General features: G+C 74.0%; 14 protein-coding genes. 6 read left to right on the top strand and 8 right to left on the bottom strand.

Features of this window, described 5'->3' with window-relative positions; translation table 11 throughout:
• Positions 1–17: 17 nt before the first annotated feature.
• From FHU30_RS23865 to FHU30_RS23850, 4 genes are all read right to left on the bottom strand, one after another.
• Entirely contained in the window at positions 18–887 is an 870-nt protein-coding gene (locus FHU30_RS23865) for an oxygenase MpaB family protein (protein WP_301323491.1), read from the bottom strand.
• A gap of 1,720 nt (positions 888–2,607) precedes the next feature.
• The gene (locus tag FHU30_RS23860) at positions 2,608–3,798 is read right to left on the bottom strand and encodes a thiolase C-terminal domain-containing protein (RefSeq protein WP_253878772.1); all 1,191 of its coding nucleotides are present in this window, start codon (positions 3,796–3,798) and stop codon (positions 2,608–2,610) included.
• Positions 3,799–3,880: 82 nt separating this feature from the next.
• Positions 3,881–4,927, bottom strand: a complete 1,047-nt coding sequence (locus tag FHU30_RS23855; protein WP_253878771.1) for a threonine aldolase family protein — start codon at positions 4,925–4,927, stop codon at positions 3,881–3,883.
• The gene (locus tag FHU30_RS23850) at positions 4,914–5,648 is read right to left on the bottom strand and encodes an SDR family NAD(P)-dependent oxidoreductase (protein ID WP_253878770.1); all 735 of its coding nucleotides are present in this window, start codon (positions 5,646–5,648) and stop codon (positions 4,914–4,916) included. Before FHU30_RS23850 ends, FHU30_RS23855 begins: the two co-directional genes overlap by 14 nt.
• Before the next feature lie 519 nt (positions 5,649–6,167).
• On the opposite strand from FHU30_RS23850, the gene FHU30_RS23845 reads away from it, so the two are divergent.
• Complete coding sequence (locus FHU30_RS23845; protein ID WP_253878769.1) at positions 6,168–7,682, top strand: helix-turn-helix domain-containing protein; 1,515 nt, start codon at positions 6,168–6,170, stop codon at positions 7,680–7,682.
• A 121-nt stretch (positions 7,683–7,803) separates the two neighbouring features.
• Here FHU30_RS23845 and FHU30_RS23840 read toward each other — a convergent pair whose 3' ends face one another.
• Entirely contained in the window at positions 7,804–8,511 is a 708-nt protein-coding gene (locus FHU30_RS23840) for a histidine phosphatase family protein (RefSeq protein WP_253878768.1), read from the bottom strand.
• Between the two features lie 115 nt (positions 8,512–8,626).
• Here FHU30_RS23840 and FHU30_RS23835 point away from each other — a divergent pair, with 115 nt between their 5' ends.
• Together FHU30_RS23835 and FHU30_RS23830 are read left to right on the top strand one after the other, a co-directional pair.
• Complete coding sequence (locus FHU30_RS23835) at positions 8,627–8,992, top strand: hypothetical protein (protein ID WP_253878767.1); 366 nt, start codon at positions 8,627–8,629, stop codon at positions 8,990–8,992.
• A complete protein-coding gene (locus FHU30_RS23830; protein WP_253878766.1) occupies positions 8,985–9,455 on the top strand; it encodes a hypothetical protein in 471 nt (156 codons plus the stop codon). Before FHU30_RS23835 ends, FHU30_RS23830 begins: the two co-directional genes overlap by 8 nt.
• A 199-nt stretch (positions 9,456–9,654) precedes the next feature.
• Here the strand turns inward: FHU30_RS23830 and FHU30_RS23825 are convergent, their stop codons facing one another.
• A complete protein-coding gene (locus tag FHU30_RS23825) occupies positions 9,655–10,290 on the bottom strand; it encodes a nuclease-related domain-containing protein (RefSeq protein ID WP_253878765.1) in 636 nt (211 codons plus the stop codon).
• Positions 10,291–10,838: 548 nt separating this feature from the next.
• Here FHU30_RS23825 and hrpB point away from each other — a divergent pair.
• Positions 10,839–13,364 (top strand): ATP-dependent helicase HrpB, encoded by a 2,526-nt coding sequence (gene hrpB / locus FHU30_RS23820; protein ID WP_253878764.1) that lies wholly within the window; start codon positions 10,839–10,841, stop codon positions 13,362–13,364.
• 42 nt (positions 13,365–13,406) lie between these two features.
• Here hrpB and FHU30_RS23815 read toward each other — a convergent pair whose 3' ends face one another.
• Positions 13,407–14,189 carry a TetR/AcrR family transcriptional regulator gene (locus FHU30_RS23815; protein ID WP_301323490.1) on the bottom strand — a complete coding sequence of 261 codons (783 nt, stop codon included), beginning with the start codon at positions 14,187–14,189 and terminating at the stop codon, positions 13,407–13,409.
• Between the two features lie 96 nt (positions 14,190–14,285).
• On the opposite strand from FHU30_RS23815, the gene FHU30_RS23810 reads away from it, so the two are divergent.
• Together FHU30_RS23810 and FHU30_RS23805 are read left to right on the top strand one after the other, a co-directional pair.
• Positions 14,286–15,239, top strand: a complete 954-nt coding sequence (locus FHU30_RS23810; protein ID WP_253878762.1) for an ATP-binding cassette domain-containing protein — start codon at positions 14,286–14,288, stop codon at positions 15,237–15,239.
• Positions 15,236–16,027: an ABC transporter permease gene (locus tag FHU30_RS23805; RefSeq protein ID WP_253878761.1), complete on the top strand. Its 792-nt coding sequence runs from the start codon at positions 15,236–15,238 to the stop codon at positions 16,025–16,027. The genes FHU30_RS23810 and FHU30_RS23805 overlap by 4 nt, the downstream gene beginning before the upstream one ends.
• A gap of 37 nt (positions 16,028–16,064) precedes the next feature.
• Here FHU30_RS23805 and FHU30_RS23800 read toward each other — a convergent pair whose 3' ends face one another.
• A complete protein-coding gene (locus tag FHU30_RS23800) occupies positions 16,065–16,760 on the bottom strand; it encodes a hypothetical protein (protein ID WP_253878760.1) in 696 nt (231 codons plus the stop codon).
• Positions 16,761–16,850 lie beyond the last annotated feature (90 nt).

Here is a 16,850-nt window from a genome sequence, read left to right as displayed (position 1 = left end):
ATCGCCGGAAAGGGGGCTCACGCGGCGGGTTGGTACCGGTCTTCGCGGGTTTGTGCGCCGATGTAGCGGAGCATGCCGCGCAAGGCGCGCTGGTTGAGGCCGCTGGGCACCATCCGGTAGCCCTGCCGGTGGGCGAGCGCGAGCGCCGAGAACCGCGCCTGGTCCAGGGCCGTCCACGGGATGTCGAAGCGGTCCCGCACGATCGGCGGCAGGCAGCCGAAGGTGATCAGCCGCAGCGGCCGTTCGGCGACGAGCCGTCCGGCACGCTCGATCACCGCGCCGCCGACCGGCATCAGCGTGACCGTGTCCGATCCGTACTGCGCGATCTCCAGCGCCCGCGCGGCGGCCGGCGTGAGTTCGAGGCGCTCGGCGCAGACGTGCCAGAACTTCGAGCGGAACGCCGCGTGGTCGGCCGGCACGGGCCGCATGCTCACGCCGTACCGCGAGTACCAGGCGACGGTCTCGGCATAGAGACGTTCGCGGTCCTCGGCCGTGAGCGTCTCCGGATGGAACGCCTCGACCGATTTGAAGATCTCCCAGGTGAACGTCGCATGCGCCCACCAGAAGGTCTCCGGTTCGAGCGCGTGGTAGCGCCGGGCCTGCTCGTCCACGCCGCCGATCGCGCGGTGCAGGTCCCGTATGACCCGCGCGCGCTCCGGCCCGTCCGGCGCGAGGATCGTCGCCCAGATCTGCGGCACCGACCTGTGGATCCGGTCGAACGGCGCATCAAAGAACGCCGAGTGCTCCGACACCCCCGCACCGATCCCCGGATGCATCAACTGCAACAGCCCAGCCGCCGCCCCGGGCAGCAACGACCTCAGATCACCGGCATAACGCTGCAACAAGGAAGGAGTTTCAGCGGCTCCGAGACCGAACGGGCCAGGCATGGGCGCCTCCACGTAATCGTGCACTTACCACCCTGCGCCCCCATGAGACAAAAGTCAACATCCGTCTCACACCCCGCCAACCCCATCCCCCACAAACCGCGCCCCCACCCACCCACCGCCACGCCCCACCCCCGCCCACCGCGTCCGCCCACCGCGGCCGCGCGCCGTGTCCGCGCGCCGTGTCCGCGCGCCGTGTCCGCGCGCCGTGTCCGCGCGCCGTGTCCGCGCGCCGTGTCCGCGCGCCGTGTCCGCGCGCCGTGTCCGCGCGCCGTGTCCGCGCGCCGTGTCCGCGCGCCGTGTCCGCGCGCCGTGTCCGCGCCGTGTCCGCGCGCCGTGTCCGCGCGCCGTGTCCGCGCGCCGTGTCCGCGCGCCGTGTCCGCGCGCCGTGTCCGCGCGCCGTGTCCGCGCGCCGTGTCCGCGCGCCGTGTCCGCGCACCGCGTCTGCGCGCCGTGTCCGCCTACCGTGTCTGCGCGCCGTGTCCGCCCACCGCGTCCCGCGCGTCGTTCGCTGCTGCGCTTCACGCCCGAGCCCGCCGCCTGCGTCCCGTTCACTGTGTCCCGCGCCGGGCCCGCCTGCCGCACCGCGTGCGGCTCCGGCGCTGGGCTCAATATCCGAGCCCGCCCGCTACATCCCGCGTTTGCCCTGCATGCAGCATTCCGCGTGCAGTTCCACTACGGTGCTCACGCGCGTGCCCGCCCGCTGCGTCCCCCCTGGGGTTGCGCCTCGCGCCGAGCCTGCCTGCCACGCCCGCGCGGTCCCGGCGCCGAGCGCCGGGCCCGAGCGCGCCCGCTGGGTCGGCCTTCTGCGTCCAGCGCCTGGCCAGCCTGCGGTGTTCCCTGCATGGTGGCGCCGTCGCGCTCCGCGCCTGACCTCGCCTCCGGCGTCCCGTCTGCTGCGTCCTGCTCACCACGTCCCGCATCGGGTCTGCGTGTGGGGTTCCGAGCACGGTTCCGCCGCCGTGCTTTCACGCCCCGGCTGGCCAGCCGCGCTCGGCCTGCTGCGGCGTTCTGTGCATGGTCCAGCGGTGCACTTCACGGCCGAGTCCGCCTACTGCGTCTCGCGCCGGGCCTGCCTGCCGCGCCCCGAGTGGAGTCCCGCCGCCGGGTTCCACTCCCGAGTCGTTCAGCGTGTGCCGCTCATTTCATCCGCGCCCGGCTGCCTGCGAGGTATCGCGGGCGGTTCCGCCGCCGCGTCACGCGCCTGAGCCTTTCCGCTGTGGTCCGCTCACTGCGTCCGCGCCCGGCCTGCATGCGGCGATCCGTGTGCGGTCGGCGCCTCCGCAGTCTCCGCCTGACCCCGACGTCGCGTCTCGCCCGCTGTGTCCCGCGCCGGGGCTGTCTGCCGCGCCCGCGCGCAGCCCCGGCGCTGGGCTTCGTTGGCGAGCTGGTCAACGTGTGCCGCTCATTGCGTCCACGTCCAGCCTGCCTGGGGGTTCGGTGCGCGGTTCTGCCGCTGTGTTTCAGGTTCGCGTTGGTTCGGTGTGTCCTGATCGCTGTGTTCCGCGCCTCGCCTGCGGTGTTTCGTGTCTGCTGTGTCGTGTGCCTGGGGGGCGAGTGTCTTGCGGAGGGCTCTTGCGTTCGGGTGGTCTGGCGCTTTGGGGCTGTGGGGTTTTGTGCGCGGTCGGGCGGGCGCGGTGGATGTTGAGGGGGGGGCGGGGGCGTGCCGTCCGGCGAGGGGGTCGGGGGCCGGACGGCACGCGGTCTGGCCGGGCTTGGGGGGTTATGAGGCGGGTTTGTAGATGGCTACGGCGCAGGCGCTGCCTAGGCCGATGTTGTGCTGGAGGGCTACGCGGGCGGCGGGGACCTGGCGGGCGTCGGCTTTGCCGCGGAGTTGCCAGGTGAGTTCGGCGCACTGGGCCAGGCCGGTGGCGCCCAGGGGGTGGCCCTTGGAGATGAGGCCGCCGGACGGATTGACGACCCAGCGTCCGCCGTAGGTGGTGTCGGCGGCGTCCACGAGTTTGTGGCCCTCGCCGATCGGGGCCATGCCGAGGGCCTCGTAGGTGATGAGTTCGTTGGCGCTGAAGCAGTCGTGGAGTTCGATGACATCCACGTCGTCGATGGAGACCTCGGCCTCGGCCATTGCGCGGGCGGCGGCGCGCTGGGTGCAGCCGAAGCCGACGACCTGGATGGACGAGTTGTCCTCGAAGGATTCGGCGGTGTCGCTCGCGATGTGGTGTCCGGCGATCTCGACGGCCTGGTCCCAGAGGTCGTGCTCGTCCACGAAGCGCTCGGACGCGACGACGGCGGCGGCCGCGCCGTCCGAGGTGGGGGAGCACTGGAGCTTGGTCAGCGGGTCGAAGATCATCGGCGCGTTCTTCACGTCGTCCAGGGAGTACTCGGTCTGGAACTGCGCGTACGGGTTGTTGGCCGAGTGCTTGTGGTTCTTCCAGCCGATCCACGCGTAGTGCTCGGGCGCGGAACCGTACTTCTCCATGTGCTCGCGTCCGGCGTTGCCGAACATCTGCGGCATGGGCGCCTTGTCCAGCTCCCAGGGGCGTCCGGCGGTCATGGAGCGCAGGTGGTGGTCGATGATGGTGACGGACGACTTGCCGACGCCGGCGCCGAGCGAGCCCTTCTGCATCTTCTCCATGCCGAGCGCGAGGACGCAGTCGGCGAGCCCGCCGCGCACCGACTGCCGTGCAAGGTAGAGCGCGCTGGACCCGGTGGCGCACGCGTTGGAGACGGTCATCACCGGGATTCCGGTCATGCCGACCTCGTAGAGGGCGCGCTGGCCCATCGCGCCGTACACCGACCCCGCGTACGCCTGCTCGATCGTGCCGTACGCGACGCCGGCGTCGGCGAGTGCTTTGCCGACCGCCTCCTTGGCCATGTCGGGGTACTCCCACTCGCGGGAGCCGGGCTTCTCGAACTTGGTCATGCCCACGCCGACGACGAAGGTGCGGTTGGCCATCGGGCTCGCCTCCAGATGCCGAATCGAGTTCGGGAACACGATAACCCGCACTGCCAATCGAGCGCTCGCTTGGGGGGCGTGGTCAGGACTCCAGGGATTCGCGGAGGGCGGCGACGAAAGCGTTGACGTCGGCTTCGGTGGTGTCGAATGCGCACATCCAGCGGACTTCCGAGGTCGGGTCGCCGTGGTAGAAGAAGCGTCCGCGCAGGCGTTCGGCGGCCTTCTCGGGAAGGCGCGCGAACACGGCGTTCGCCTCGACCGGGTGGACGATCTCGACCTCCGGGACGTCCCGGACACGGTCGGCCAGCAGGCGCGCCATCGCGTTGGCATGCCGCGCGTTGCGTTCCCACAGGTCGCCGCCCAGCAGGGCGACGAACTGCGCCGACAGGAAGCGCATCTTGGAAGCGAGCTGCATGCTCGACTTCCGCAGGTAGGCCATGCCGTGCACGGCGTCCGGGTTGAGGACGACGACCATCTCGCCCAGCATCATCCCGTTCTTGGTGCCGCCGAAGGACAGGACGTCCACACCTACGTCGGTGGTGATCGCGGCTAGCGGGACGTCAAGGGAGACCGCCGCGTTCGCGAGGCGGGCGCCGTCCATGTGCAGGTGCATGCCGCGCTCGTGCGCGCACGAGGCGAGCGCCGCGATCTCGTCCGGCGTGTAGACGGTGCCCGCTTCGGTGGCCTGCGTGATGGACAGGACGGCGGGCTGGGAGCGCTGGATGTTGCCGAAGCCTGTCGCGCGCTCGGCGACCGCTTCCGGCGTCAGCTTCCCGTTCTCCGCCGGAATCGGGATCAGCTTCAACCCGCCGACGTGCTCGGACGCGCCGCATTCGTCCTGGTTGATGTGGGCGTGCTCGGCGCAGATCACCGAGCTCCAGCGCTCGCACATCGCCTGCAGGCCGACCACGTTCGCGCCCGTCCCGTTGAAGACCGGAAACGCCTCGGCACGCGGACCGAAATGGCGCCGGGCGATGTCGTCGAGGCGCTCGGTCCACTCGTCCGAGCCGTAGGCGAGCTGGTATCCGGTGTTCGCCTCGGCCAGCGCCGCCATCACCTCGGGATGGACGCCCGCGTGGTTGTCGCTGCCGAAGCCGTGGTGGACGTCGCGGAGGTCAGAAGAGCTCAATGCGGTTCCCGTTCAGGTCAGATGCGGGCCGGTCCCAGAGGCCGGCGACGGTCGCGGCGAGGTCGTCCACGTGCGTGAGTCCCGGCTTGGGCTCGGTGACCAGCGCGTTGACGACCAGAATCGTCGCCGCGCCCCCGGTGCCAGCGACCTTCGCGGCGCTGGTCTTCGGCGCGGCCTCGGTGTTCGCGGTGCCGTCGGCCTGGGCGGTCTTGGCGAAGGAGGCGGCCATGGCGAGGGTCCATGTTTCGGCGGCGGCTTTGGCGGCGCCGTAGGCGGCCGAGCCCGCGTCCGGGTGCTGGGCCGCAGGTTGCGACACCATCGCGAAGCGCCCGGACGGCGCGGCGCTCAGCGCGTCGTGGAAGGCGAGCGTGGTGTGCTGGAGCGTCCGGACGACCTGGTCGTGCAGGAAGGCCCAGTCGGCGAGGTCGGTCCCGGGGAAGGACGGCGCGCCGCGCCAGCCGCCGACGAGGTGGATCAGCCCGTCGACGCGTCCGTGCTCGGCGAGCACCCCGTCCGCGAAGGCGCGGGTGGTGTCCGCGTCGAGCAGGTCTGCGGCGGCCGGGACGATCCGCGGGGAGTCCCACTGCCGGACGGAGCGTCCGGCGGCGACGACGGTCGCGCCGTCCGCGGCCAGCCGTTCCACCACGGCCCGTCCCGCCGCGCCGTTCGCGCCGGTCACGACGACGACCCGCCCGGCGGCGCTCTTGGAGGTTTCGGTCATGCCCGCATTCTGCCCGCCCGAGCCCCGGACCGGTCCCGCCACCCGCCCCGCAGCCGAGACGGAACGGCAAGAGCCGTCCTCAGCCGAAGCAGGGGCCAATGTCCTGCCGCCCCACACCCCGCACGCCCGGCCCACGCCGCCGCAACGATACTCCCGGCCCACGCCGCAGCGATGCACCGGGCCCGCGCCACAACCATGCGCCCGGTTTGCGGCGGTACCAGGGTGGAGGGGGAGTGAGTTTGGGGTGGCGAGCGGAAGGGCCGGGGCCGCCCCTTGCCTGCGGCCCTTCCGTCGCGGTTTCGGCGGCGCGGAGGGGCGGCCCCGCCGCTTCCGTGTACCTCCCCCCCGAAGGTGCTCGGAGCGGTGGGGCCGCTGTCCGATGGTCAGGCAGAGTAGGGGACGCGACGTTGCAGTCACGTTGCGACCCCGGCGCCCTACGCGTTTTGAGGAAGAGGTTGCGTCGGGGGACGTCCGGGCCGATTCTCATGACGTCGGAGGTTCCCGATCCCAGGGGGTTCCATGGCGGAGCGCTCGGCGGCGCGGCCGCCGCACGCCTGCCGCGTCCGGATCGAACCGGTCGGGGCGCGGAACCGCCGGGCCTCCGAACCGGCCACGGCGCAGGTTCCGGGGCGGGTGGTGCTCGCGAACGGGGCGTTCCGGACCGTCCGTCCTGTGATCGGGGAGTCGTGGCGGCGGTGCCGTGCGGCGGAGGTGGACACGCGGCTCGAAGGCGCGCCGGTGGTGTTCGACGCGCGGACGGTGGCCGACCTGCGGGCCGTGCATCCGCTCGGTCCGCATCTGGACACGCTGCGCGCCGTGCTCGATCCGGCCGAGCACCTGTTCGTGGTCACCGACGCGTCCGGGCACGCGCTGTGGCGGGACGGCCCGTCCGACGCGCTGCGGGAGGCGGACCGGGTCGGGCTGCTGGAGGGCGCGTGCTGGGCGGAGGGCTCGGTCGGCACCAACGGCATCGGGACGACGCTCGCGACCGGGCGTCCGCAGTTCGTCTACTCGACCGAGCACCTCGCGCTGGTGCTGCACCGCTGGTCGGGCGCGGGCGCGCCGGTCACCGATCCGGACACCGGCGAGATCGTCGGCTGCGTGGACGTCGCGGCGACCGTCCGGCGGCTGCCCTCGGCGGCGGCGTCGCTGGTCACGGCGGCGGCGCGGCTGGCCGAGGCGCGGCTCGAACTGGACGTCGCGCGCCGCGACGAGCGGTTGCGCGAGCGGTACGCGCGGCATGCGGGCAAGGCCGGGATCCTGCTGACCGCGACCGGACGCGTCCTCGCGGGCGGTCCAGCGGACTGGCGCGGACGCCGCCTGGACGCGCCCATGCCGCTGCCCGGCGACCTGCTCACCCTCCCGGACGGTTCGCGCGCGCTCGCCGAACCGCTCGGCGAGGTGTTCCTGCTGCGTCCGCAGTCGGCGGGCGCTTCGGGCGGGTTCGCGGGAGTTCAGCGCGCCGCGCCGCCGTCCCTGACCTTGAGCCTGCTCGGGGCGGCGCGTCCGTCCGCGAGACTGGACGCGCGGCGGCTGCCGCTGTCGCTGCGCCACGCGGAGATCCTCGCGCTGCTGGCGATGCATCCCGGCGGCCTCAGCGGGGACCGGCTGACCGCCTACCTGTACGGCGACGAGGGCAGCCCGGTGACGGTCCGCGCGGAGATCCACCGGTTGCGCGACAGGCTCGGCGGGATGGTCCGCGCCAAGCCCTACCGGATCGGCTGCCGGGTGGAGGCCGACTTCCTGGTCGTCCGGCGGCTCCTGGACGAGGGGGACGTCGCGACCGCCGCGCGGCTCTTCCACGGCGAGCTGCTGCCGTCGTCGGACTCCCCGGCGATCCGCGCCGAGCGCGACGAGCTCACCGGACGCATCCGCCGCCAGCTCCTGGACCGCGACGACGCCGAGGCGCTCTGGCGCTTCGCCCAGTCCGACCCGGGCCGCGGCGACCTGGAGGTGCACGAGCGGCTCGTCCAGATCCTCCCGCCGGACGACCCGCGCCGCATCACCGCCGCCGCCCGCTGCTACCCGCCCTGACCGAATCCCCGGAACGCGTGCCTGAACCCGCGGAACCTGTGGCCCGACTCTGCGGGACCTATGGCTCGCCCGCCGGACCTGTGGCCCAGTCCTGCGGAGGCCCTGACCGGTCCGGGGAGGGTCAGGTGGCGGGGGACATTTCGGAGAGGTGGGCTACGTCGTTGTAGACGACGGGGGTGAGGCGGTCGCCGCCGCGGCGCCAGCGGGTCATGGAGGCGTTGGCGATCGGGTCCTTCTCGATCTCCAGGACCTCCTGCTCGGTGAGGCCCTCGACCAGGTAGCGGGTGGTGACCACGATGGCGTCGTGCGCGACGACCAGGACGCGCTTGCCCGCCGCGTCCACGGTCAGATCGCGGTAGAAGGAGCGCAGGCGCAGCGCCAGGTCGGCCCAGGACTCGCCGGCGGGCGGGCGGTAGTAGAACTTGCCGAGCTTGAGCTTGCGCTCGAACTCCTCGGGGTGCCGGCGCTTGATGCCCGCTCCGGTGAGTCCCTCCAGGATGCCCTGGTCGCGGTCGCGGAGCCGCTCGTCGATCTGGACGGGCAGGTCGAACGGGGTCTGGGCGAGCGCGATCCGGGCGGTGTCGAGCGCGCGCCGGAACGGGGACGAGTAGACCAGCGTAGGGCGCTCGTCGGTGGGCCGGGCGGCGAGCCAGCGGCCGAGGCCCTCGGCCTGGGCGCGGCCGAGCTCCGACAGCGGGACGTCCGCGTCGCGCTCGGTGATGCCGCTCTCCTCCGCGCCGCGCTCGTGCGCGGTGCGCCAGGCGACGTTGGCGGTGCTCTCACCGTGCCGGGTCAGGTTCAGCCACTCCAGCACCTTCACAGCGGACATGATCCCACGTTCGGGCGGGCCGCCTCGAACCCCCCTGAACGGGCCGCCTCGAACCCCCCTGAAGGGGACGCGGCCCGGCGGGAAGTTCTACAGCGCGTAGTACTCTTGGGGGTCTATGACGACCACCTTGGGCTACGCGATCATCGCGGTGTCCCTGCTCGCCGCCGCGTACAGCCTGTGGACGGCCTGGCGGGACCAGGCGATGCAGGTGCCGCACCTGGTCGCGCTCGGGGTGCTCGAGGTCCTGCTGGTCACGCAGGCCGTGGTCGGGTTCTTGAAGCTGTCGGGCGGCGAGGGGCCGCACAGCTCGGCGACGTTCGTCGGCTACCTGCTCGCGATCCTGCTGATCCCGCCCGCGGGCGCGGGGTGGGGGCTGCTCGAACGGTCCCGCTACGGGCCCGGCGTGATCGTCGTGGCCTGCCTGGCCGTCGCGATCATGATCGTCCGTATGAACCAGATCTGGACGGGGACCCATGCCTGAGCGTCCTGGAGCGACCACGCGGAGCGGGCCGGGGCGGCTGCTCGTCGCCGTCTACGCGCTGTTCGCGCTGGCGGCCGGCGCGCGTGCCGGGGTGCAGATCGGCACCAAGTTCTCCGAGGCCCCGGTCGCCTACCTGCTGTCGGCCGTCGCCGCGGTCATCTACGTCCTGGCGACGGTGGCGCTGGCGCTCGGCGGCCGGACGTCCCGGCGGATCGCCGTCGCCGCGTGCTCGGTGGAACTGCTCGGCGTGCTCGTCGTCGGGACGCTCAGCCTCGTCGACGCGTCCGCGTTCCCGGACGCGACCGTATGGTCCGGGTTCGGGCGCGGCTACGGGTTCGTGCCGCTCGTCCTGCCGGTCATCGGGCTCGTCTGGCTGCGGCGCACCTCCCGGACGGACGGCACCGCCGCCGCGGGTGTCGCTGCGTCCTCCGACTCGTCCGAGGACGCTCCCCACACCGCCTGACACCTGGGGGCCGGACGGCGGACGCGCGTCCAGCGGCGCCTTCGGGGCGGTGTGGGCGGCGCGCGGAGCGGCCCGACCCGGGAGGTCGTCCGGGTCGAAGCGGCCGCCCCGCACACCGCGAACCCCCTCCCCGGGGTCCTCGCCGGGGCCGTCCGGACGGGGTCCGGCGGCCTCCGGGCGGCGGTGGCTCACCCGCGCCTCACGCGGCGGTCATCGTGCGGCGGCCGATAGGCAGCGCGTGGACGGCGGCGCGGGCGAGCGTCTCCACCTGCTCGGCGGAGTGGTCGGCGGTGGGGTTCCTGCGGATCCATCGCAGCATCCGCAGCGGCGTCGCGAAGACGACGCCGTCGGCCTCGAAGGGGGCGCGGGCGAGCCGTCCGCCGTGCACGATCAGCAGCGGCCGGACGGTCACCTCCTCGCCGGTCTCCTCGCTGAGCAGCCGCGCGACGGTCTCGGCGGAGCCGGTCAGCCGTGCCATGAGCTTGGACTGGGTGCGGCCGTCCACGAACAGCTTGCCGCCGTACGGGGCGATCTCGGTGTCGGGATGCCACGCCTCGTTGTGGATCAGCCAGACCCCGCCTGGCCCGACGAGGATCTCGTCGGCCTGCTCGTGGCCCGGGACGGTCCGCGCGTGGATCACGCGGTGCCCGCGCCGCTCCAGGGTGTGCCGGAGCAGCCGGTCGGTGCGGTGCTCGCCGCGCAGCCCGCGCCGCCACACGCTGGAGGCGTTGTAGCCGCGCCAGTGGAAGTAGAAGTCCAGAACTGTCACCAGGACGGCCGTCATGATTCCGAACACGGCGTTCACGAGGGCGCCGCACAGAATGAGCGTCAGCACGGCGAATATGATGCGGTTCCGTAGCCGGGTCTTTCGTCCGCGTTCCCAGAGCTCCGCGTACACGGCCTGCGGGGTACCACCGGTGAACGCCGTCCTGTCGCGAAGATAGATGGAGCTGCCGCCCATCGCCGTCCCCTCCCTCACACCTGCGGTGACGACACCGATTATGGAGATACCCGGGAGATTGCGACAGCCCTTCACCGGGTGAGGGAAGTGAGGCGGATTCGCTACCGAAGTGCAAGAGATATTGCGTCGGGGAACTTCTGCCGTAGGTTCTCCTGTCGGCTCTTGACCTTGGGTTTAGAACGTTCTACCGGGGAATGGCGAAATGCTCGGTGAAACTATCGCCGCAAGGCTCGGGTCCTGTTTCGCGGGCGTGATCCTGCTCACAGTCGGCGCTGGGTGCCCGGTTCGCGGCGCTCCGTGAAACCCGCCGCGGCCCGGCCCGCCGCCCGCGGAAGGGCGCGCGCCGAGCCGGTTCGCGGCGCTCGGCAGGCCCCGCGCCGAGCCGGTTCGCGGCGCTCGGCGGGGCCCGCCACACTGGACGGATGCACGCCGACCGCCGCGCCGCCCTCGCCGGACTGCCCGTCCGGCACGTCGTCCCCGCCCTGCTCCGGGCGCTGGACGAGCGCGGCGTCGCCGTCCTCGCGGCTCCGCCCGGCACCGGCAAGACCACGTACGTCCCGCTCGCCCTGGCCGGGCTGATCGAGGACGCGAAACCGCAGGCCGGACGGGTCGTCGTCCTCGAACCGCGCCGCCTCGCCGCCCGGGCCGCCGCGCGGCGCATGGCATGGCTGCTGGGCGAGAAGGTCGGCGGGCGCGTCGGCCTGACGATCCGCGGCGAGCGGCGGCGCGGTGAGGCGGTGGAGGTCCTGACGACGGGCGTGCTGCTCCAGTGGCTCCAGGACGACCCGGAGCTGGACGGCATCGGCACGGTCATCCTGGACGAATGCCACGAACGGCATCTGGACGCCGACACCACGCTCGCGTTCCTCCTGGACGTCCGGGCCACGCTCCGTCCCGACCTGCGGATCGTCGCGGCGTCCGCTACCGCCGACACCGGCCCGTGGGCCGACCTGCTCGGCCGCGAGGACGGCACGCCTGCCCCGGTCGTCGAGGCCGAGGCCGTCCTGCATCCCGTGGACGTGGTGTGGGCGCCGCCGGAGCGTCCCGTCAGGCCGCCTCACGGCATGCGCGTCGATCCCGCGCTGCTCGCGCACGTCGCCGGGACCGTCCGGCGGGCGCTGGACGAGCGCGGCGGCGACGTGCTCTGCTTCCTGCCCGGCGTCGGCGAGATCGCCCGCGTCGCCGGGATGCTCGGCGGGCTGGGTGCGGATGTCCTCCAGGTGCACGGGCAGGCGCCCGCAGCCGTCCAGGACGCCGTGCTCGCCCCGGCCGGCGGCCGGCGCCGCGTGGTCCTGGCGACCTCGGTGGCCGAGTCGAGCCTGACCGTCCCGGGCGTCCGGATCGTCGTGGACGCCGGGCTGGTCCGCGAGCCGCGCACCGACCACGCGCGCGGGCTCGGCGCGCTGGTGACCGTCCGGGTCTCGCGCGCCGCCGCCGACCAGCGCGCCGGACGCGAGGCCCCCGGCGCGGTCTACCGCTGCTGGACGCAGGCCGAGCAGGACCGGCTGGCGGCCCGTCCGCGTCCGGAGATCGAGCTCGCCGACCTCACCGCGTTCGCGCTCCAGGCCGCCTGCTGGGGCGATCCGTCGGCGAGCGGCCTGGCGCTGCTCGACCCGCCGCCCGAGGCCGCACTGTCGGCGGCCCGAGCGACCCTGACCGCGCTCGGCGCGACCGACGCGGACGGCCGCGTGACCGATCGGGGCGGGCGGCTCGCGGGCGTCGGCGTCCATCCGCGCCTCGCCCGCGCGTTGCTGGACGGCGCGTCCGCCGTGGGCGCGCGTCCGGCCGCGCAGGTCGTCGCGCTGCTCAGCGAACCGCCGCCGCCCGGCGCGTCCGACGATCTGACGGCGGTCTGGCGGCGCCTCCGCCGCGAAGGACCGCCCGCCGATGCGCACGCCGCCCGCTGGCGAGAGGAGGCCCAGCGCCTCCAGAGGGCCGTCCAGCCGCCGGAAGCGGCGCCCCGCGCGAACCCTCGGGTCCAGGGGGACGATTCGGTCGCGGGCCTCGTGGTCGGCCTGGCGTTTCCGGAACGCGTGGCCCGGCGGCGGGGGAGCGGGTACCTGATGGCGTCGGGGACCGGGGCCGATCTGCTCGACGCGTCCGCGCTGAGCGCGGCACGGGCCGAGTGGCTGGCGGTAGCGGTGGCGGACCGTCCGGCCGGGGCGGCGTCGGCCCGCGTGCGGCAGGCCGTGGTGATCGACGAGGACATCGCCCGGAAGGCCGCCGGGCCGCTCCTGCGCGCCGGCGAGGAGGTGGCCTGGCGGGACGGGGACGTCGTCGCGCGGCGGGTCGAGCGGCTCGGCGCGATCGAGCTGGCGGCGCGCCCGCTCCGCGATCCCGACCCGGACCTCCTGCGCGCGGCGCTGCAAGAAGGACTCCGGACCGAGGGAGCGGCGCTGCTCCGGTGGAGCGAGGCGGCGAACGCACTGCGCGAGCGGCTCGCGTTCCTGCACCGCGAGCTGGGCGAACCTTGGCCCGCCATGGACGACGCGGCGCTGGCCGAGCAGGCCGGGGCCTGGATCGCCGCGTCCGGGGCGCGGCGGCGCGCCGACCTGGCGAAGATCGACGTGGTCGCGGCGCTGCGCGGGTCGCTGCCCTGGGAATGCGCCGCGCGGCTGGACGACCTCGCGCCCGAACGGGTGGAGGTGCCGTCCGGCTCGCGCGTCCGCGTGGACTACTCGGGCGACCACCCCGTGCTTGCGGTCAAGCTCCAGGAGCTTGTCGGCTGGGACGAGGCGCCGCGCATCGCCGGCGGCCGCGTCCCGCTCGTGGTGCACCTGCTCTCACCGGCGGGGCGTCCGGCCGCCGTGACGTCCGACCTGGCCTCGTTCTGGCGCGACGGGTACAAGGCCGTCCGGGCCGAGCTGCGCGGACGCTACCCGCGCCACCCCTGGCCGGACGACCCGACCCAGGCCGCCCCGACCCGCCGCGCCAACCCCCGCCGCTGAACACCTCACCGGCCGTCGCTGACCTGCCCCGCTGAACGGGGGCTAGGTGCGGCGGGAGGCGATCAGGACCTCGATACCGTCCAGGATGCGGGCGAGGCCGAACTCGAAGGATTGCTCGGGCCCGACCGCCGAGCCGTACGCCTCGCTCGCCGCCGTGCCGACGCGGGTGCCGAGGGGGTAGCGGGCCGGGTCGGCGTGCTTCTCCAGGAAGGGCGCGGTCGCCTCCCACCACTGCTCGTCGGTGAGGCCGCTGCGGCGCTCGGCCTGGGCGCGGTTCACCGACGTCCGCGCGGCGCTCTCGGCGAGGCCGTTGATCAGGGCGATGGCCGAGTCCATCTCGATGTCGGTGAGGCCGAGGCCCTCGACCGTGCGCAGCTCGTTCTCGTACTTGTCGAGCAGATGCGGGCCGAGCGGCGGGCGGGCGGTCGCGACCTGCAGCAGCCACGGGTGCCGGTGGTAGATCCGCCAGTTCTCGCGCGCGACGTGGGTGACCCGCTCGCGCCATCCGGGCGGCTCGTCGCCGGGCGGGACGATCTCGCCCACCGTGCGGTCGAGCATGGCGTCGAGCAGCTCGGCCTTGCCCGGCACGTAGGTGTAGATCGACATCGGGGAGACGCCGAGGTCGTCGGCGATCCGGCGGATCGAGACGGCGTCCAGGCCGTCCGCGTCGGCGATCTCCAGGGCGCGCCCGACGATCTGCGCGGCGGTCAGCTTCGGGCGCGGCCCGCGGCGCAGCCGGTCCGGCTCGTCCTGCACGCCCCAGAGCAGCTCCAGGCTGCGGCGCGGATCGCCGGCACCGGTGTACTCGGTCGTCACCCTCCCCATCCTCGCAGAACGACGCCTTCGGGAGGAAAAACTTTGTACGGCGTACGGAAAAGTGTGGCAGAGTAGTTCTGTACGCCGTACAGAGTTGGAGGTCCGATGAATGTGGTGATCGAGGGGCTGCGGAAGCGCTTCGGCGAGACCGCGGCGCTGGACGGGCTCGACCTGGAGGTCCGCGCCGGGACCGTGCACGGGCTGCTCGGCCCGAACGGGGCGGGCAAGTCGACGACCGTCCGGATCCTCGCCACGCTCGCCCGCCCGGACGGCGGCCGGGCCGAGGTCGCCGGGCACGACGTCGTCCGCGAGGCGGCCCTCGTGCGCACGCGCATCGGGCTGGTCGGCCAGCACACGGCCGTGGACGAGGTGCTGACCGGGCGCCGCAACCTGGTGATGTTCGGACGGCTCGCCCACCTGTCCCGCCGCGCCGCCCGCCGCCGCGCGGACGAGCTGCTCGACTCGTTCGGCCTCGCCGAGGCGGCGGACCGTCCCGCCGGGACCTACTCCGGCGGGATGCGCCGCCGCCTCGACCTCGCCGCCGGGATGCTGCTCGCCCCCGAGGTGCTCTTCCTGGACGAGCCGACCACCGGCCTCGACCCGCGCGCCCGCGCCGAGGTCTGGCGGACCGTCCGGGATCTGGCGGGGAGCGGCACGACCGTCCTGCTCACGACGCAGTACCTGGAGGAGGCCGACCGGCTCGCGGACGCCGTGTCGGTGATCGACCACGGCAGAGTGATCGCGTCCGGGACGCCGGACGACCTGAAGGCCGAGCTCGGCGGCGACCGCCTGGACGTGGTGATCGCCGATCCCGGCGACCTGGCCGCCGCGTCCGCCGCCGTGGAGCGCGCCGCCGGGGCCCGGCCCGACGCGGACGAGGACGCGCTGCGGGTGTCCGTGCCGGTCACCGACCGGGTCGCCGCGCTGTCGGAGACGCTGCGCGCCCTGGAGGACGCGCGCGTCGCCGTCGCCGACATCGGCGTCCGCCGCCCGACCCTCGACGAGGTGTTCCTGCGCCTCACCGACCGTTCCGAGAAGCCCGAGGAGGCCCTGCGATGACCGCGGCGACGCTGCGCTGGACGGTACTGGACGCCTGGACGATGACCGTCCGGGAGCTGGAGCGCCGGATGCGGAGGCCGGGCGCCCTGGTCGCCGCGCTCGCCTTCCCGGTGATGCTCGTGCTGATGATGGGCTACCTGTTCGGCGGCCAGATGGACGCGCCGGGCGGGGACTACCGCGAGTTCATCATGCCGGGGATGTTCGCCCTGACCATGGCGTTCGGCCTGGAGAACACGTTCACGGCGATCGCCGCGGACGCCTCGCGCGGCATCACCGACCGGTTCCGCGCGCTGCCGCTGTCGGCGTCCGCGCCGGTCGCCGGCCGCTGCGCCGCCGACCTGGTGGACGCGGCGCTCGCGCTCGCCGTCATGATCGTCTGCGGGCTGGCGGTCGGCTGGCGCTGGCACGAGGGGGCCGGCCGGGCGCTGGCCGGGTTCGGGCTGCTGCTCCTGCTGCGCGCCGCGCTGGTGTGGGCGGGTGTCTGGCTCGGCCTGCTCGCCAAGGGCCCGGAGTCGGTGATGGTGATCCAGGTGCTGGTCTGGCCGGTCGGGTTCCTGTCCAGCGCGATGGTCGACCCCGCCACGATGCCGGACTGGCTGGGCGCGATCGCCGAGTGGAACCCGCTGTCGGCGACGGTCACGGCGTGCCGCGACCTGTTCGGCCAGCCCGGATGGGAGGCCCACTCCTGGCCCGGCGAGCACGCGCTCCTGCTCGCGCTCGCCTGGCCGCTCGTGATCACGGCGGTCACGCTGCCCCTCGCCGTCCGCCGGTACCGGCGGCTCAGCTGAAGGTCAGTGTCGGCTGAGGATTTAGGCCGATTGAGGGTCAGGGGAGGAGCGAGAGCCGGTGGCGGGCCAGGGCGAGCGCCGGGTAGCAGTCGTCCGGGATCGTCCGGGCGCCGCTCAGCGCGGCGCGCAGGCGCTCGCCCACCGCGGCGGGCGAGAACGGCTGGACGGTGCACAGCTCGGCCTGCATGGCCTGGCGCGCGGCGGTCATGAGCGCCGGGACGTCCCCGACCGGGACGATCTCGCTTGGCGCGTCCCCGTAGCTCAGCCGGACGGCGATGGCGTGCAGGTCGCGGCCGTCCGGGTAGCGGAACTCGCAGACGAAGCGGTCGCCGTCGAGGGGGCCTTCCTGGATCAGCCAGACCTGGCTCGGCGTGACCGAGCCGAGGGCGGCGGTCCAGGACGGCTCGGCGGCGCCCATCGCGTCCGCGGCCTTCGCGGCGACCCGGCGCACCTCGGCCGGGCCGATCGCGGCGAGCCCGCGCAGGAACGCCCGCGCGCCGGGGGTGCCCGCGGCGCGCAGCGAGGTGACCAGGTCGCCGAGCGCGGCGCGGCGGCCCTCGGCGTGCGGGGCGGCGGCCTCCAGCGTGCCGAGCTGCGCCGACACCCACACCTCGGCGGGCAGCGCGGAGCCCAGCGCGGGCAGCTCGTCCGCCGCGCGGACGAACACCTCGTACACCTCGCGCAGGCCGGGCAGCAGCAGTCGGGGTCCCTGGACGGGTCGGGTCGCGCTCACGGCCCCAGCGTATGACCCGGACGGTACCGCCCGGTAACCCGCCTGCCACCCGGCCTGCCACGGGCCGCGCCACCCGGCCTGCCACGGGCC

It is taken from the genome of Actinomadura rupiterrae, assembly GCF_024172125.1.
In the GTDB taxonomy this organism is placed as follows: Bacteria; Actinomycetota; Actinomycetes; order Streptosporangiales; family Streptosporangiaceae; genus Spirillospora; species Spirillospora rupiterrae.
Note: the sequence above shows the minus strand (reverse complement) of the source record. Positions and strands in the feature narration are given on the sequence as shown.

Excerpts from the sequence above, each read along its gene's own strand:
- FHU30_RS23865 (WP_301323491.1), bottom strand. The coding sequence starts at position 887 with ATGCCTGGCCCGTTCGGTCTCGGAGCCGCTGAAACTCCTTCCTTGTTG.
- FHU30_RS23860 (WP_253878772.1), bottom strand. The coding sequence starts at position 3,798 with ATGGCCAACCGCACCTTCGTCGTCGGCGTGGGCATGACCAAGTTCGAG.
- FHU30_RS23850 (WP_253878770.1), bottom strand. The coding sequence starts at position 5,648 with ATGACCGAAACCTCCAAGAGCGCCGCCGGGCGGGTCGTCGTCGTGACC.
- FHU30_RS23845 (WP_253878769.1), top strand. The coding sequence starts at position 6,168 with ATGGCGGAGCGCTCGGCGGCGCGGCCGCCGCACGCCTGCCGCGTCCGG.
- FHU30_RS23840 (WP_253878768.1), bottom strand. The coding sequence starts at position 8,511 with ATGTCCGCTGTGAAGGTGCTGGAGTGGCTGAACCTGACCCGGCACGGT.
- FHU30_RS23835 (WP_253878767.1), top strand. The coding sequence starts at position 8,627 with ATGACGACCACCTTGGGCTACGCGATCATCGCGGTGTCCCTGCTCGCC.
- FHU30_RS23830 (WP_253878766.1), top strand. The coding sequence starts at position 8,985 with ATGCCTGAGCGTCCTGGAGCGACCACGCGGAGCGGGCCGGGGCGGCTG.
- hrpB (WP_253878764.1), top strand. The coding sequence starts at position 10,839 with ATGCACGCCGACCGCCGCGCCGCCCTCGCCGGACTGCCCGTCCGGCAC.
- FHU30_RS23815 (WP_301323490.1), bottom strand. The coding sequence starts at position 14,189 with ATGGGGAGGGTGACGACCGAGTACACCGGTGCCGGCGATCCGCGCCGC.
- FHU30_RS23810 (WP_253878762.1), top strand. The coding sequence starts at position 14,286 with ATGAATGTGGTGATCGAGGGGCTGCGGAAGCGCTTCGGCGAGACCGCG.
- FHU30_RS23805 (WP_253878761.1), top strand. The coding sequence starts at position 15,236 with ATGACCGCGGCGACGCTGCGCTGGACGGTACTGGACGCCTGGACGATG.